Genomic DNA, 17,114 nt, shown 5'->3' on the forward strand with positions numbered 1-17,114 from the left:
ATTAGATTAGAGCTGGTTTTTTTATGTCTGATGAATTTAAGGAAGACTTACTCCTTAGATTTGTCATCAGTTTTGTTTTGATCATCCATATGTTCTTTGTGTGTTGAAGGTGATTCAGTATCGTTAGGCTCCGTTTTTTCTTTCGCATTACCACACCCAAATAATAATCCTGTTGTTAGGATTGCTGTAAAAGTACCGATAATTAATTTTTTCATACTTCACCTCATAATGGAATTTTATACTTTTATTCTTGCCCTTATTTTGGACTTCATACATCGTTCATTTATTAAAGTTTGCCCAATTTAAAAATACTTCTTCTCAGTGGTATTTTTAACCAAAATGGATATATATGTTAAGATAATGATGCGGATAAAAAAGGTCATACATTCGAGGAGGAAAAATGAATTACATACAAACAATGCGGCAGCTCATTGGCAATGAAATACTAATGACTGTAGGGTGTGGCATTATTATTGAACATGACAATCAAATTTTACTACAACATCGAACGGATCGAGATGTATGGGGCATTCCAGGTGGCATTATGGAGCCTGGAGAGTCGTTTCTTGAAGCGGCCATAAGAGAAACTTTTGAGGAAACAGGTTTAAAAGTTGAACAATTAGCGTTGTTCGGTATTTATTCTGGTGAAGAGGGATTTGCAACATATGCGAATGGCGATAAAGTTTTCAGTGTCCAAATTATTTTTTACTCAAGCTGTTTTACGGGACAATTAATTCAACGTTCGGAAGAAAGTCACGAACATCGATTCTTTCCCCGTAACAACCTCCCGCAGCTAAATGTGCATCAAGAAAGATTTATTTATGATTGGGTAAACAAGGTGAGCCTGCCGGTAATTAAATAATATTGCGAAATTGAAAAAATTAACAGTCAATTGAGTATAGCTCCTCAGGATATAGAAATTACTATTTTTGAAACACCTAAGCATAACTGGGGGATACGAGGACTACCTGGGGATGAGTTAGCATTGAATTATAAAGTAAATGTTTGAGCTTTTTTAGACGATTAATAAACTAGAGGAGGTGAACTACTGTGATAAAAAAAGGCTACTTCATAGACAAGGAAAAAAATCAGATTTATAACAATGAAGTAGTAGTGGCAAGTAAAATCTACTCTAATAATTTTACGTTGCAGGAACTTGGACAAATGATTTTTAATGGCGAAGTAGAAGAAGTATTTATCTGTAACTATCAAACGGAACGAAAAAGTACATTAGAGTGTTTATTAATACATGATGTTAAGTCAGAATGGGATACTAAGTATAAAAATAACATTTGCCTTGATGATGAGGCATATTTAAATGATTTCCCAAATGGATATTGTTTTTTTGTTGAGCTTTGGGAAAGCGAAAAAGGTCCAACTATTTTGGTGTTATTCCAATATCATTAAACGACAAAAAACGGAGACGATTATATTAGTGGCTTATGTTGTGCTACAAAAACGATCACAGTAAAAAAGTGTTAGATTGATTTCGATCAATCTAACACTTTTTTGTATATTTTTATAATTTAATCGTCCAACCAAATGTATCTTCAAGCGTGCCATTTTGAATGCCTGTTAATGTTTCGTAAAGCATTTGTGAAACTTCACCAATCTCACCGTTATTAATCACTATTTTTTCATCTTGCCATTTTAATTCTCCGACAGGTGAAATAACCGCAGCTGTTCCTGTACCAAATGCTTCTTCCAAAGTGCCATTATGATAAGCCTCTACCACTTCATCAATTGAAATACGACGTTCTTCGACTGGAATGTTTTTCTCCTTTAATACTTGAAGCATTGAATTACGTGTAATTCCAGGTAAGATGCTACCATTTAATGCTGGTGTGATGACTGTTCCGTTTATTTTGAAGAATATATTCATGCTACCTACTTCTTCGATGTAACGGTGTTCTTTACCGTCTAGCCATAAAGTTTGAGAGTAGCCTTCCTTATTCGCAATTTCTTGTCCTTTTAAGGCGCTCGCATAGTTACCAGCAGTTTTTGCTTCGCCGGTGCCACCAACTACAGCTCTTACAAAATGTTGTTCCACCATGATTTTTACTGGATTAATGCCCTCTTTGTAGTACGAGCCAGATGGAGACATAATGATGATAAATTTATAGTTTTTAGAAGGGTGTACACCTAAGTGTGGCTCAGTAGCAATAATAAATGGACGGATATAAAGAGATGTTCCAGGTGCCTTTGGAACCCATTCGCGATCCAATGTTACTAACTGCTTTAACGCCTCTAACGCCAATTCTTCATCAATTGCTGGAATAACAATACGCTCATTCGAATGATTTAAGCGGTTAAAATTACGGTCAGGACGGAATAAAAGGACCCTATTATCCACTGTTGCATAAGCTTTTAATCCTTCAAATACAGCTTGTCCATAATGGAAAACTGCTGCCGAAGGATCTAGTGAAAGCGGCTGATACGGCATAATACGTGGATCATGCCAACCCATGCCTTCTGTGTAATCGACTATAAACATATGATCTGTAAAAAATTGACCAAAACCTAATTGGTCTGCTGCAGGTTTTTCTTTTGGGTTTGTTGTTATCTCTTTTGTTATCTCTAACATGTCATATCCTCCGCGTATTGTGTCATTAGATGAAATATCTATAATACTTAATAATACTGTTTATTTTAAATTAATTAAATACTAAGAATCTACTAATAATTAATAAAATTGCTGATTTATTTACTTTCAGCAACAAATAACACTTATTGCAAAGATTTTATTCGTAGCGTAACGCTACCGCTTGATGCTTTTCGCTCACTTAAATGTTCATGATACATCTTGAAATTTTTATGTTATTGCTTTGTATAAATGATTATTATTGAAGTAGTAGTACTTTTAAGTAAAGGATTGGAAAATTGTCGATATGTAGTAGACTATGCATACAACTGAGTGGACCAGTCCAAAGATAGCATAAAAAGACAGGAAGAAAAAACTAGAATACGTTAATCTTTAAGCAAGGAGTGAGGGCATTTGAGTTTGAGTTGGATTGAGTCGATTCAAAAAGCAATAAATTATATAGAAGAGCATTTGCAAGAAACGATTACAATGGAGCAAATCGCAAACGAAGTGAATGCATCTGTATTTCATTTTCAACGAACATTTTCTATTTTAACGGATATGTCAATTGCGGATTATATAAGACGAAGAAGATTGACTTTAGCAGCACAGGAATTAATCAATACAGATATAAAAGTAATCGATCTCGCCTTCAAATATGGCTACGACTCTCCCGAAGCTTTTACAAAAGCATTCCGAAAGCAACATAACGTAACGCCGAGTGAAGCACGAAAACAGCAAGGACCATTACAATCATATAACCGCCTTGTAATCCAGGTGAGTCTGAAGGGAGCAGAACCAATGAAGTATAACATTGTAGAAAAAGAAAAGTTCCAAGTTGTAGGAGTAAAAAGAACGTATAATTGCCAAAAAGGCGAGAATTTGCAAGGTATTCCTGTATTTTGGGATGAAGTAAATCGTCAAGGAATGGACGAGCAACTATTTGCATTAAATGATGGACAAATTAAAGGGGTACTGGGTGTTTGTGTACCAGACGAAAACTATAAAGAAAATAATTTAATCGATTATTGGATTGGAACAGATCACGTAGGGGCGGATGTGCCGGAAAATTTATTAGCGATGGAAGTGCCAGCATCAAAATGGGTTGTGTTTGAAGTACATGGCCCAATGCCGGATGCGATGCAAAATGCATGGAAGCAAATTTTCTCCGAATGGTTCCCGTCGAATCCATATGAGCCTGCTGGAACACCTGAATTAGAGGTTTATACAGAGGAAGATCCTACAAGCGAAAATCTCTATTCGGAAATTTGGATTCCAATTAAGTAAAAGTGCCCATAAAAGTGCCAGGCACTCAAACAATTTTGTGAAAAGTGCCGCCCGTAGCACAAATCAACGGCAATAGACATTTATATTTCTTTGAAGCCAAGAATGAAACTTGTTGTTCATTCTTGGCTTTTGACGTTTAAAAGAAATTATTACGCAAATCAAAAACTTTGAAGAACAGTCTAGCATCTCTGCCCATTTTGCTATTGGTATTCATTTGTGCTAATAAACATTGCTGAAATAATTCATCGCAATTTTTTGTTCTACCATATTTTGAATAACAAGCATCATGCTTCTTACAACAAGAGTCAACAGCATTTGTTGGTGAACCAGGTCCTGAACATCCAGGTCCGCAATATTTATAGCCAGGATAACAAAATCTTAATCTTCTATTCCTATTCACCTTGGTCACCTCTTTTCAAAATAGTCTACATACTATAAAATATGTTGTCTTAACTTTTGAAAAGGGATGAAAAACTAAGGAAAACATGAAAAATATTGAGACGAAATTTCACATTTCATTAGCCACTAATGCATTAGACTACGCTTGATAATAATATGAATAAAAGAAGGGTCTTGGAAATTAATCCAGACCTTTTTTTATTGTTTGACTAAGAAACTGCAATCTTAAATAAATCGTTAAGATAAATGAAATCCTTCAGTTAAGGTTTTTGTAAGCTAATCAACAAACTGCTGTAAGGTTGCCTAGATATAATAGCCAAGGAGCATGAATTGCAGTATTGAAGATAAGGAGTTGAAAGCATGAATCCATCCGTTACACAAAAAGAAAGAATTGTGTCCTTAGATATTATTCGGGGATTAGCGTTATTTGGTATTTTATTTATTAATGTAGGTGCTTATCAAATAGTAGTTGAAGGAGGACCGGTGCCAGCCTATAGTAAATTCAATAGTGTGATTGATACACTAATTGATATATTCATTGAGAAAAAATTCTTTTCCATTTTTTCATTTCTTTTCGGTGTCGGTTTTTATATTTTTGCTTCACGCGCTGAAGCAAGAGGTGATAAGCCTCGATGGCGTTTTGCAAGACGTTTACTAGCATTATTTGTTATTGGGATTGTGCACATATTTTTTTTCTGGGGTTCCATCCTTTCTGCATATGCAGTAATAGGTTTGTTCTTACTACCATTTTATCGAGCGCAGATTGATACAATTCGTAACTGGCTTTTTGGCATAATTACTGTTCACATTGTAAGCATACTTGGGCAAATGTTTTTGCCAAACTTAGCTATCCTTTCAACAGTTTTCAATGTACTAGGGAATGATACAATAACTATTTTTATTATGTTTTTAACAGGTTTTCTAGTAGCAAAAGCTGACTGGATAAGAAATGTGAGACAACTTACCAAACAAATAAAGTTGGTCTTATATGTAACAGCTCCAATATTTGTAGCTATATCTAGTTGGATTTGGTTTGCATCTCAAAATGATGATCAAAAGCTTCAATTAGTACTAGGTTTAGGTGTAATCCCGACTACATATTTTTATTTAGCGAGTTTATTCCTGATTCTAGAACACAAAAATGTTGTAAAAATGCTACAGCCAATTGGACGGGTCGATCAGATGGCATTTACAAATTACTTAGCTCAGAGTTTTATAGGATTAGCAATTATATCTCTCATGGGACTCGAAGTACTTTCGACTTCCTATATTGTCATCATTGCCATTATGATTTTTGTAATTCAAATCATCTTTAGTATCATGTATTTTAAATTTTTCAAAATTGGGCCATTGGAAAAAGTGTGGAGATGGATGACATATGGAAGAAAAGTAACGACAAAATAATGATTTCAACGTCAGAGTATTATTGCTCTGGCGTTTTTTTAATAGGGATATTATTGTGCTATTATTTTATCAAGAGAAAATTAAAGATTATCCTATTTACAAATTATATGAGAAACAAATTGTTGCATCACAATAATTTTTTATTAATAATTATTACCTTTGTGCAAATAATAGTACCAAGCAATCAGTAAGAATTCGTTTGGAGGATGTTGACATGAAGAGAAATAATGAAATTTCTAAGTCGAAATTGGACATTAAAGGCGGTTTAGATACAACAGTTTTTAGAGGGATCAAAGTAATGGATAAGTTACAGAGTGAAGATATTAGTGAGGCAATATTTAAAAATGGAGCTTACTTAAAAGTTACCGAGGATTACCGAGTTATTGTGGATAAAAATATTATGCTTAAAGAAACTAAAACGGACCTATTTATTAGAATTTCCAAAGATGGTTCTTCAATTGATGAAGTTTTAGAGACTAATTACCCTAAAACTACTCAGAAAATGCTTGCCTCATTTGTTGGTAAAAGCCAATCAACTGTATCTAAAACGAAAAATAGTACTCAACAGATTTCATCTAGTACACAATCATAATAACCTTTGCTTTCTCTTATTACACTTCAAAAAGAGGTACGGTTCACCTGCCTCTTTTTAATCTTATTCCTCATCCATATTCTCGATTAAAGAACGTCCATCAATTACCCAGCATCCAATACATTTTTTTCTCCAATAGTTCACTTTCGCAGTATCTTCTAACCTCCTTTCGCCAACGTCCATAGAAGTAAGAACTACTAAAACTTTATAGCACCTCTAAAGTATTATAATAGCCAATTTTAGATAGTATAATTATAAAAAATAATAATAGAAAGAGAGATGAATCAATGGTTACAAGTCAAATTAAAGATGAAATTACAGAACAGTTTAATATTTATAAACAAGAGTTAGGAATACAAAGAGAAGTTCCCCTTTTATTAGATGGAGAAGGAGATGTAGGGGAATATTCTAAACGCGGAGTACAAATAAAAGATGGGGTTATGACGCAATGGATAAATTACCCACAACGAACTAAATTTGTACTAATTCATGAACTTATACACGCAAAATTTAACGAAGTGAAAAACCCTTTTCTAGGAACGCCAATAGTCTTTCCATCCATAGTATTGTTGTATTTATTGAGAGAAATAAGAGCAAATACAATAGCATATCAAGTATTAGGATGTAATGATTCAATTCTTGAGGATTACTTTTTGAACTATTATCCAAATCTGACTAATAGTTATATACACGCTATATCTGCAGGGTATGTCTGTGGCAACACTAACGTCGGCTTAATCAAGGGTAATCCAATTTGGAACGGGAAAGCAATCGAAGATGCTATTGAATTTTTTACCACTGAATTTCCCTATTTAAAGAGAACTTCCTTAAGAAAAATAGAACAAATAAAGCGTTCCTTTATTGAACAATTGTAATTAACCGATACAATTGTAACTCTGAAAAAGATTAATCGTTTATCAATGAACTAAACACAAAGGTAGAACCTATTTTAGCTAGGACTACTAATGTATTGACTAATTACACGGAACATACGTTAAGGCACTCTCTTGGTGTTGAAAGTGTATACGATGTTTTACTAGATAACGATTATACAATTTTAACAGACGAAGAAAAATATCTCCTTATTGCAGCTACCTTGCTCCATGATATAGGAATGGTTGGGAATAAAGAAGACCTATCTAAAATAGGCTATGAAGCTTACAGGAGAAATGGTCATCATAGCTTTTCAAAGGATGTTATTTTAAGGGAAGCTTCATTACTTGGGTTTGATCGTACAGAAGCTTCTCTTATTGCTGATATTGCTGCAGCGCACAGGAAGACTCCTTTAGAATCATTAGAAGAATCTGTTGCTTCAGGGATTGGAGGACATGTAAGACTTAGATTACTGGGTGCATTATTACGTTTTACTGACGAACTTCACATCACAAAGGATCGCTCTTCCGAATTAGTCGTAAACATCGTACAAACAGATGCAAATAGCTTACAACATCATGAAAGACACTTATCCATAATTGGTGTAAGTAGAAATCCGAATGATAAGCAAAAAATAATGGTTTCTGCAATTGTTCACGATTGGGAAGCTGAAAAGTTAATGGATGAGCTAATTCAAGAGATCACAAAAAAACATGAACAAGTGGAACAAATTTTAAGTACAAATAAAATTGTTATTACAGGCATTTCTAAGCAATATAGGGATGAAATGCTAGTAACCAAAGAAGTATTGCTAGCACTTTTAAAATCTAATTTATCAACATACGATTTTATGGATTTGCTTGATTACAGAGAAGGTTTCACTGTAACGCGTGTAATTGGTTCTTTGGTGGATACTAGTGTTATAGAACCCTCATCTGTGTCACCAGACCAATATCAAATTAAAACCGATTCCGTTACTTTTAAATTTGTTTTTAACCAACTAAAAGATACTGATAAATTAATAGAATTTATGCAATCCAGTTATGTTAAAGACAATATTGCTGCAATTTTTGATAAGATCGCTTTAGAAATTTATTCTCATAGTGTTACTGGTGGGGATAAAGACGATAGGCTACAATTAATTAAAAACTCACCAACAGTTTTAAATAATTTATTAAATAAAAAAGAAATGAACAATACATTTGGCCAGATGGATAGGTCCGTTATTCTTGACTTATTGATATTAAATGGCTATATGCAGGATGTGGCGAAGAACCCTGCTCTGTCAAAAGAAGATGAAATAGTTCTTGCAATGCAAAACGTTCAAAACAACATTCATAAAAATTTAGGTAGTTTTTTAAGGTTTGTACAACATCTTAACCCTGAGCAACAACAAATTATACAAGAAGCGTTATTTGAACAAATTGAAAAAAAACTAGAAAACCATGAAGTATAAGAAAACAAATTTACACTTACCAGTACAGTAAATAAAGAAGATCTTCCTCACACTAATTTTCTCTCATTATATCTAGCTTCTGCTTCTTCTGGTGAGCCGTTTAAAGTACACAAAAATATTAGTATTAAGGATTTTTTGATTGATGGAAAAGAAAAAAGACAGGAGATTTTGTTAGCTTAGAATTTCGTCCAAATCTCCCTTCTCTTCCTTCTATTGAGGGAGATAAATACAAGAAGATCTCCCAAATAGAGCTTTGCATTTTAAAATAAAAGTTAAAAAAACTGAAAAAAATGACTTTCCTTACATCATGAGATTGTCGATATTCTCGCAAAATTTAACTAACTTTAATATAGAATGTTCACCATTTGCAAGTGCTAAAGATCATCTTAAACTTCAGCATGTACTTCATAAAATTCGAGAGTTGTATTATAGAAGGGTATACATTGAAAGTAACGATTCTACAAAATTAATTGCGGCTGCTTGTCCAGATATAAAAAGCAATGTTAACAGTGATAAAAAAGAATTAATTGAAGTTATTGCTGAACTGGAATCAAAGTTATCAACACAGCTTACTGTTCCTTTAGACTATGATGAAAAAACATTTAACTCAGTTATCGCTTTGAGGGAAAAATTAAACAGTGAAACAAATCTTAGTGACAAAAAGATTAATAGCTATATTAAGGAATATGAGAATATAAAATTAAATCCTAAAACAACATTTATAACCGTAGAAGTAGCGACTGAGAATGGTAATGTAAAAAATTTAGTTCTTCATCAATCTGGTTGGATAAAATATTCAAAATTTGGTTTTGATATAAGGGATGCAAGCAAAACATATGAATGGGACCAAATAGTAAAAATACAAGGAGCAATTAAACTTACAACTAATGTAAGACAATACTCTCCTTTAGACTTCTTCAATTTATTCGCTGAAAATTGCAAGATTAATGAATTTTTTATATCACTTCTCAAATCACTAAATATAAACAAAAATATAGATTTGTTATTTAAGTCTGCAATAGAAATTGATTTTTGCGAACCTATAGGAAATATGCAATTGATTAACCTTAAGATAAAACAAGTTGACGAAGATTGGAATAAAATGGAGAACTTATACAAAATAAGTGATTATAAAAGTTTGGCACCAATTCTAAAAAAATTCGGAAATGACGATACAAATTTGGCTTACGGTTACGTTCTAAATGAGCAATACAATGAAGCTATTGAATTAGCTAACTCAATAATTAAAGAAGATATTTCAAGTGTTGCGCACATGACAAAAGGTTTGGCATACGTAGGACTAGGGGAATTTGATAAAGCTTATGATGCATATGAATTAGGTGTATATGCTTGCCAATATGAATGGTATCCCATAGCTAGAGATAACCTTTTAGAATTTATAAAAAAACATAAGATTCCTGCATCAGATGAACTCTCAAAGTTAGAAGAACTATTATCTATTGAAAGAAAACCTCTTTACCTTAACAAACTATGCTTTTGTGGGTCAAATAGAAAATTTAAAAATTGTCATGCCAGTGTAAATAATCAATCTTTTTTATAAAAAAATACAAAACGCAGAAATCTGTTGTGGTTACAACCTTTCTGCGTTTTTTAAAAATTTACCTCTTAATTTTGCAGTTGGAGGAAACATAAAATTCCGCGAAACAAGACCCACGACCGGAGGTCGTGGCATGAACATTGGTCCATGTATAAGTGTGCTCCCTTCGGTAAACTTATTCCCTCAATCCGATCAAGTTTGATGCAGATTTTGACTATTTTTTCAAAGTGGAAATCGAGCGTGAATAGAGTGAGGGGCGGAGAATCACTGTCAATCGAACCTTGGAATAACGGAGCCGTCACCAGGGGTTCCTCCACGTGGGTTACTTTATTGATGTTAAAGAAATATCCTACTTCAGAAGATGTAATAGCGGTTCGGAGAAGTAAGCTAGCGGAGTGTGTGATGGAGTTTTGTCCAAGACGATTTAGTCTATGGGCTTGGATAAGGCAAAAAAATTAAAGGATTCCTCATCTCGAAATCCATTTCAAAAAGTGGTATATCACAGTCACTTAATCAATCTTCAAATGTATATTGAGATGCTTTTTCAGTCCCAAGGACACCTTTTAGAGTTAGTGATTCGTATAGTGACCTTGGCAAATGAATTGGAAGATTACAAGATTGTCCAATCGATTCCAGTAATCGGAGAAAAAATCGCTGCCACGAAAATCTCTGAGATTGGTGAAATTGATCGGTTTAGTCATCCGAAAAAACTGGTTGCCTTTGCAGAAATAGATCCCAGTGTTCACTCATTAGGATAGTTTACTTCCACAACCAATCGTTTTACATAGCGAGGCTTAAGTAGATTACGCCATGCTTTGTATCTTGCCGTATTGTGGGGTATTAGAAGTTCAAGAAACAAAAAGCTGAGAGAATTCTATGATAAGAAGAAATCAGAAGGAAAACCAGCCAAAGTAGCGATAGTGGCCTGCATTAACAAACTGCTTCATTGGATTTATGCTTTATTAAATAGAAAAGAAGCTTTCCTGGATAAAGCGTAATTAACGGTTACAAGTAATAAAGAGGAAACCTTCCAAAAGGTTTTGGAGGGCTATTTGTCATGCTCAAAATAGTATAACATAAGGTTAATTAGAATTTTCGAGAAAAATATTGACTTCCTATTATAAAAGCATTCGCTTCTCAAGCATACAATCAAAAGGAGTCGACTCATTTAATTTGAGCAGTTACGTTTTGGCAGGTGCTGGCTACGGAAGCCGAGGTAAGTAGCAAGATTTATGCCTATATTATTTACTAAATATGTTAATATTTTTTCTAAATGTTATTATAAATATGGAGGTGAAAATATTCGATGGGGAAAATAGAGTTTGAAAGCTTAGTGCCTACCAATTCAATGGATGAAAATAAAAAAACATTTATTGAAGCTCTTAAATGGGCAACATCCAATCCAGACAATAAAAATATAGCAATTACGGGAACGTATGGAGCCGGAAAAAGTAGTTTGATTGAGACATTTATTAAAGAAGAAAAATTAGAAAATGAAACAGTAAAAATCTCTATTGCAACTTTTAATCAAGAAACTATTAACGATGCTCCTAAACCTGTAGATTCGGAAGTACCTATAGAAAATATCTTAGAACAACAAATATTACAACAACTTTTTTATAAAATAGAGCCTAACAAAATTCCTTTATCGCAATTTACTCGTTTTTATGATTTAGATAGATTCAAAACAATTTCAAGAATTCTATTCCTTTTGTTAATGAGTATACTTACATATATAATATTTAAATTTGACTGGCTTACAAAGGCTTACAATGGTCTTATTTCGGGTGATTTAAATAAAACAGTTTTGATAGCATTATTAGGCATATTTTTAATAGTCATTTATAGTTACTTTATATATATGTGCATTTTGATTTTTCAAAAAATGGGATTAAGTAAATTTGGTTTAGGAAATACTTCTATAGAAGTTGTAACAAAGGAAAATAATACTGTTTTCAATAGATATTTAGATGAAATTATATATTTCTTTAAACAATCTGAATATAAGTATGTTATCTTCGAAGATCTAGACCGATTTGATAACATAGGGATTTATGAAAGACTAAAAGGTTTAAATATTATTTTAAATGGCACTAAGCAACTTTCAGGACGTAATATTATATTTATTTACGCTTTAAAAGATGATTTATTTATTAGTAGTGATGGTAAAGACGAGATATATAATCGAACTAAATTTTTCGATTTTATTATTCCAACAATTAAAGTAGTCCACAATTCTAATGCGGAGAACTTGCTTCTAGAAAGATTAGAAACAGAATTAGTATCTGAAACTAACAAAACAGGCATAAATAAAGAATTTATAGAGGACATATCTTTATTCGTAAACGATATGAGAACTTTAATTAACATTTGTAATGAATACAAAATATATAAATCTGCTTTATTAAAAGGTGGAATTACATCAAATAATTTATTAGCTTTTATTGTATACAAAAATATCTATCCAAGTGATTATTCTAATCTATTAACTAATCAAGGAAAACTATATGATTTTTTAAACATTAAGGATGAGATAGTAATTATTTTAAATAATGAAATAGATGGTCTTAAATATAAATTAAGATTAGGAATAATCTCTGAAGAATATTATCCTCAGGACATTGAGTGGCTATTTTATCAAAGAAAAGATAAAGATAGGGATAGAGATTTCAAATCCATTGAGGTATTAAATGCAAAAAATGAAGTGGTAGAAAAAATATCTAACACAAGTGATTATAATTCAAGTATAAAATACCGTGGGCTATTTGAAATATGTCTAAACTATTATGAAGAAGGGTTCAAATTAAGAGCATTCCAATATAATGATATTCCTAGAGAATATGGTAAAGAATTTTTTGATGACTCTGGTAGAATGAATTTTTTAGAAAGATATAAATTAGTAAAATCTAAAGAAATGGAAACTAGTTTAAAAGAAAAGTTAAATCTATTAACTAATCAATTACAGAAAGTAAAAACTAAATCAATATCCAGTTTATTAGAAATGAATTTATTAGATTGTTCATTTTTATCAGAAGTAAAGGTTAATGATGAATTATTATATTTTTTAGTTCGACATGGATGGATAAATGAATCATATGAAGATTATTTATCTTATTTTTATGAAGGAAGCCTTTCAAATAATGATGTAAAAATACTGAAATCTATTAGAAATGATTTACCATCAGACTATAGTCTAACACTAAGAAATACACGTAAAGTGTGGGAAAAAATTCGTATAGAGGATATACAAACTCCTGCAATTTTTAACTATGATTTATTTGGGCAGCTATTGTTTAAACCGGATTTGTATAGCGAAAAGCTCCAAAAGTATATTCACTTTATGTTTAGAATAGAATTTTTAAGTATAGAGAAATATGATAGTCAAAGTATTGAATTCTATTTGGATTACGTAGAATATTTAAATCAAAATGTTAGATATAATACAATCCGTAATTTATTTGGTGCAATAGATAGGTATTCTAATTTTGATGTTATTAGTGATATTTTCGAAGGTTCGGAAATTAAAGAAAATTATCTTTATGCTCTAATTAATAGTTGGGAATTTATAAATGAACTTCTTAGCGAGGAACAAGATGAAGCAATGAAAGAGATAATTGATTCGATAAATCCGAATCAACTTTTTAAATATAGTAAATTAGAAGAAAATAGCTACCTTTTAAACGATTTAAATATTCAATTTGCTGATATAACAAGTGTTGAAAAAAAAGCATACAAGAAAATTCTTATAGAAGAACACCATTTTGATATAAATAATCAAAACATGGGATATTTATTAGAAAGAGTAAACTATGCGGAAGTTTTAAATAATAATAAATTTGGACAGTTTATTGTTTATAATAAAATCAAATTTTTTGAAAATGTAATATTGAATTTGGAAAGCTATGAAGAAGATGAAGAAACTTTTATACAAATTTTAAATGATGATGAAATTGAAGAAAATTTAAAAATAAAAATAATTGAAAAATGTTCTATACGTATTGAAAATGTAAAAAATTTAAATTCAGTTAAAGATATTATGTTTTTAGATAAAGTAGTATGCAGTCTAAATAACGTATTATTAATTATCGATCATGAAGAATATATGGAAGATTTAAACCTTGATCTGTTATTTAAAAAGCAAGAAAACATAGAGGAATTTTTATTAAGTCTTGGTAATATTGACGTTACAATTCACGAATATCTATGTAATGAAATAATAAAATCTGAATATATTAATACAGGTCAGTTAACTGAAATATTAAAGTATTCAAATGGTTATTTAATTTTAACTTCTGATGCTCTAGATAATATAAACGAAAACTCTTTAAAAAATATAATAGAACAAATAAAATTTGGGAAAATATATTGGTTCAAGGAACTTTATGAACTACTCTATGATTCAGATATAAATCAAGATATTTTATTGCGATATTTAGATACCTCAATACAGTGTTCTCCAGAGGAGTTAATCTCAGATTTAATAGAATTAAATGAAGAACAAAAATTAATATGGGCTGAAGATGTTGCAGAATTACTATCTATAGAACAAGCCCATTTAGAATCATATTTTAAGCAATTTTCAAAAGAAGTTTCTCAAGAATATTTCTATTCAAAAATTAATTCGCTTATTCCTTTAATTCCTGACTTAATTTTTAGCTGGTTAACTAAAGATATGAATGTTACGTATTTTATTAAATTAGTTGAACATGGCGTAAATGAAGATTTTTTAAGGAATCAAATTAGTAAAATTAATATATGGGATATTAAGATATTTGATGTTCTTAGAAAGAAACATAATAATTATGCAATTAATTATGCAAAAAAATTCGAAATAGAACTGAAAAATAATAATATAACACAAGAAGTATTTGATGTTTTCGTTGCAGAAAGTTTTGATGATGAGGTAATTATTAACTTATATAATTTCAACAGACTTGAACCATCGGCAGATTTATTAGCCTGGTTGTTAAATGAGAACAATATGAAACACCTAGATAAACTTTATAATAAAATTGAGATCCTAAACAACTATAGCCAACAGAAGAATATTTCTAAGATTTTACTGTGGTATATTAAAGCAAAAAACCTTGCAAAATCTGATGTATATAAACTTCTTTCTGAGTTAAAACAACCTTTTTCAGAGATTGGAATAAGAAAAGGCGATAATAAAGAAGTAGAGAATGATGCAGATACCTTTGCTCTTCTTAAATATCTAGAAGGAAAAGGAGTGATAGCTTCTATGAATATGACTGAATCCAATATGATTAAATTTAATAATAAACGTAAGTAAGACGTTTATTTGAATAATTATTTAAAGAGCATGCTATTTACTGTATAAAGTAAAGGCAATGCTCTTTTTCATACTAAGAAAGACGGAACTTATTACTATACTTTAAAATGAACATGAAACTTAATTATAAAATGATTCTAATGTGATCTATAAATCAAGCTAATAGTTAAGCGGCTGGCATGAGTTCAGTAAAATACCGAACTCAAGCCAGCAAATTAGCTGTATAATAAAACTCTAACTTTAAGGGGTCACTACCTTGTAGGTGGTTACTTCATTTTAATAAAGAACACATAATACTCCTAAAAATTTCTATCATCTCTCCAAAACACTTATTTTAAACAAGAGCGACAGATAGGATAGTATTTGTCGCCTCTGTACAATGAATTTCTATAAACATGTGTTATTTATAGATTCATTATTTATTTAGATATGGTTTAAAAATTATTGATAAGATGGTAGCAATTTTATGAACATTATTAAGTTAAAAAAATTGGGGATTTCCACGTTATTTTTTCGCCTTTTACATATAAGCGAAATTATAATATCTATTGATAGCACTACTTTTATTCATAATAAAAGAATTTCGCCGTACCCATAACCTTACAATCGAAAATTTTGTTATGGCTAATTTGGGAACGAAAAAATGATCAATTGCTATTTAATGCTGAGGAGCGAGCTGCAATTAATAAATATATGTTACCAACGTATTTATCAGCAGAGCCATTATTAGTAGATGGAGTACCTTATGTGAAAAAGCCTGTCTATTCTCGAGAAGGCAATACGGTAGAAATTTATGCGGGAGATGGCTCTAAAACAACAGGTTCTGCGTACAATCATTATGATGACAATTTGTTTATTTACCAGCAATACGTAGAAATGCCTTCAATCAACATTCAACAGGCTAATGGCCTTCATTCTAAGAAATGGCTAATCGGTTCTTTCATTGCAGATAATCGTGCATGTGGCTTGTCTTGTAGAGTGGGCAATCAAATTACAGAATGGGATTCACATTGGCTAGCTGTAGGCTATAAAAATGTCCCTTAAGCAGTTTAAAATTAAAAAATCCACATAGTTTCCTTTCATGCAGGAGACTTTGTGGATTTTTAGTTTCAGTATTTAGTTTATTAATCGTTCCAGCCTTTACAAACATCAATCCATTGCTGATAAGGTGTATACGCTTCTAGCTCCTGAATGGTAAGTTCAATTGCAGAATTGCTGCTGCCGCAAGCTGGGAATACCGTTGCAAAACGTTTGAGTGATTCATCTAAATAAACAGCAACCCCTTCATTAATACCGAACGGGCAAACCCCTCCGATATCATGCCCAATTCGTTCGTTGACTTCTTCCTTTGCAAGCATTTTCGCTTTCGTTTCAAACATAGCTTTATATTTCGCATTGTCAATTTTGGCATCACCCGCAGCTACAATCAAAATGGCTCCATCATTCACTAGAAACGATAGTGTTTTAGCGATTCGTTCTGGTTCACAGCCAAGTGCCTGTGCTGCCATTTCAACAGTTGCAGAGCTTTCATTCAGTTCCTGTATTTTATGCTGTAAATTCCATTGTGCGAAATGCTCGCGTACTTTTTCAATTGCCATATGTAAAAACCTCCTTGCAGTTTATATTTATTTTAACATAATTTTCAGAATTTAAGGACATGAATTGCTAATGTGA

General features: G+C 31.6%; 14 protein-coding genes and 2 pseudogenes. 12 read left to right on the forward strand and 4 right to left on the reverse strand.

Annotated features, from left to right (window positions below):
* Positions 1–47: 47 nt before the first annotated feature.
* The gene (locus ACIQXW_RS02345; protein ID WP_401018953.1) at positions 48–215 is read right to left on the reverse strand and encodes a hypothetical protein; all 168 of its coding nucleotides are present in this window, start codon (positions 213–215) and stop codon (positions 48–50) included.
* 185 nt (positions 216–400) lie between these two features.
* Here ACIQXW_RS02345 and ACIQXW_RS02350 point away from each other — a divergent pair, with 185 nt between their 5' ends.
* From ACIQXW_RS02350 to ACIQXW_RS02360, 3 genes and pseudogenes are all read left to right on the forward strand, one after another.
* A complete protein-coding gene (locus ACIQXW_RS02350) occupies positions 401–862 on the forward strand; it encodes an NUDIX hydrolase (RefSeq protein ID WP_402759650.1) in 462 nt (153 codons plus the stop codon).
* Positions 863–874: 12 nt separating this feature from the next.
* Positions 875–1,009, forward strand: a pseudogene (locus ACIQXW_RS02355) (tautomerase family protein); the annotation flags it as partial.
* Between the two features lie 41 nt (positions 1,010–1,050).
* Positions 1,051–1,407, forward strand: coding sequence for a hypothetical protein (locus ACIQXW_RS02360; protein ID WP_402759652.1), 357 nt, complete (start codon positions 1,051–1,053; stop codon positions 1,405–1,407).
* Positions 1,408–1,519: 112 nt separating this feature from the next.
* Here ACIQXW_RS02360 and ACIQXW_RS02365 read toward each other — a convergent pair whose 3' ends face one another.
* A complete protein-coding gene (locus ACIQXW_RS02365; RefSeq protein ID WP_402759654.1) occupies positions 1,520–2,584 on the reverse strand; it encodes a branched-chain amino acid aminotransferase in 1,065 nt (354 codons plus the stop codon).
* 417 nt (positions 2,585–3,001) lie between these two features.
* Between ACIQXW_RS02365 and ACIQXW_RS02370 the strand changes: the two genes are divergently transcribed.
* Positions 3,002–3,868 carry an AraC family transcriptional regulator gene (locus ACIQXW_RS02370; RefSeq protein WP_340826507.1) on the forward strand — a complete coding sequence of 289 codons (867 nt, stop codon included), beginning with the start codon at positions 3,002–3,004 and terminating at the stop codon, positions 3,866–3,868.
* A gap of 136 nt (positions 3,869–4,004) precedes the next feature.
* On the opposite strand, the gene ACIQXW_RS02375 is transcribed toward ACIQXW_RS02370, so the two are convergent.
* The gene (locus ACIQXW_RS02375) at positions 4,005–4,277 is read right to left on the reverse strand and encodes a phospholipase A2 family protein (protein ID WP_402759656.1); all 273 of its coding nucleotides are present in this window, start codon (positions 4,275–4,277) and stop codon (positions 4,005–4,007) included.
* Positions 4,278–4,627: 350 nt separating this feature from the next.
* Between ACIQXW_RS02375 and ACIQXW_RS02380 the strand changes: the two genes are divergently transcribed.
* The 8 genes and pseudogenes from ACIQXW_RS02380 to ACIQXW_RS02415 all read left to right on the forward strand — a co-directional run bounded on the left by ACIQXW_RS02380 (position 4,628) and on the right by ACIQXW_RS02415 (position 16,484).
* Positions 4,628–5,671, forward strand: a complete 1,044-nt coding sequence (locus ACIQXW_RS02380) for a DUF418 domain-containing protein (RefSeq protein ID WP_402759658.1) — start codon at positions 4,628–4,630, stop codon at positions 5,669–5,671.
* 214 nt (positions 5,672–5,885) lie between these two features.
* Entirely contained in the window at positions 5,886–6,263 is a 378-nt protein-coding gene (locus tag ACIQXW_RS02385; protein ID WP_402759660.1) for a hypothetical protein, read from the forward strand.
* A 287-nt stretch (positions 6,264–6,550) separates the two neighbouring features.
* Positions 6,551–7,138, forward strand: coding sequence for a hypothetical protein (locus ACIQXW_RS02390; RefSeq protein ID WP_402759662.1), 588 nt, complete (start codon positions 6,551–6,553; stop codon positions 7,136–7,138).
* Between the two features lie 95 nt (positions 7,139–7,233).
* Positions 7,234–8,592 carry an HD domain-containing protein gene (locus ACIQXW_RS02395; protein WP_402759663.1) on the forward strand — a complete coding sequence of 453 codons (1,359 nt, stop codon included), beginning with the start codon at positions 7,234–7,236 and terminating at the stop codon, positions 8,590–8,592.
* A 253-nt stretch (positions 8,593–8,845) separates the two neighbouring features.
* Positions 8,846–10,153 carry an SEC-C metal-binding domain-containing protein gene (locus ACIQXW_RS02400; RefSeq protein ID WP_402759665.1) on the forward strand — a complete coding sequence of 436 codons (1,308 nt, stop codon included), beginning with the start codon at positions 8,846–8,848 and terminating at the stop codon, positions 10,151–10,153.
* Positions 10,154–10,471: 318 nt separating this feature from the next.
* Positions 10,472–11,148, forward strand: a pseudogene (locus tag ACIQXW_RS02405) (transposase); the annotation flags it as partial.
* 308 nt (positions 11,149–11,456) lie between these two features.
* The gene (locus tag ACIQXW_RS02410; RefSeq protein WP_402759667.1) at positions 11,457–15,440 is read left to right on the forward strand and encodes a YobI family P-loop NTPase; all 3,984 of its coding nucleotides are present in this window, start codon (positions 11,457–11,459) and stop codon (positions 15,438–15,440) included.
* A gap of 594 nt (positions 15,441–16,034) precedes the next feature.
* Complete coding sequence (locus tag ACIQXW_RS02415; protein WP_402762422.1) at positions 16,035–16,484, forward strand: glutathionylspermidine synthase family protein; 450 nt, start codon at positions 16,035–16,037, stop codon at positions 16,482–16,484.
* Positions 16,485–16,564: 80 nt separating this feature from the next.
* Here ACIQXW_RS02415 and ACIQXW_RS02420 read toward each other — a convergent pair whose 3' ends face one another.
* Positions 16,565–17,038, reverse strand: a complete 474-nt coding sequence (locus ACIQXW_RS02420) for a YbaK/EbsC family protein (protein WP_401018942.1) — start codon at positions 17,036–17,038, stop codon at positions 16,565–16,567.
* Positions 17,039–17,114 lie beyond the last annotated feature (76 nt).

The sequence above is a fragment of the Lysinibacillus sp. NPDC097162 genome (assembly GCF_044762185.1).
GTDB lineage: Bacteria > Bacillota > Bacilli > Bacillales_A > Planococcaceae > Lysinibacillus.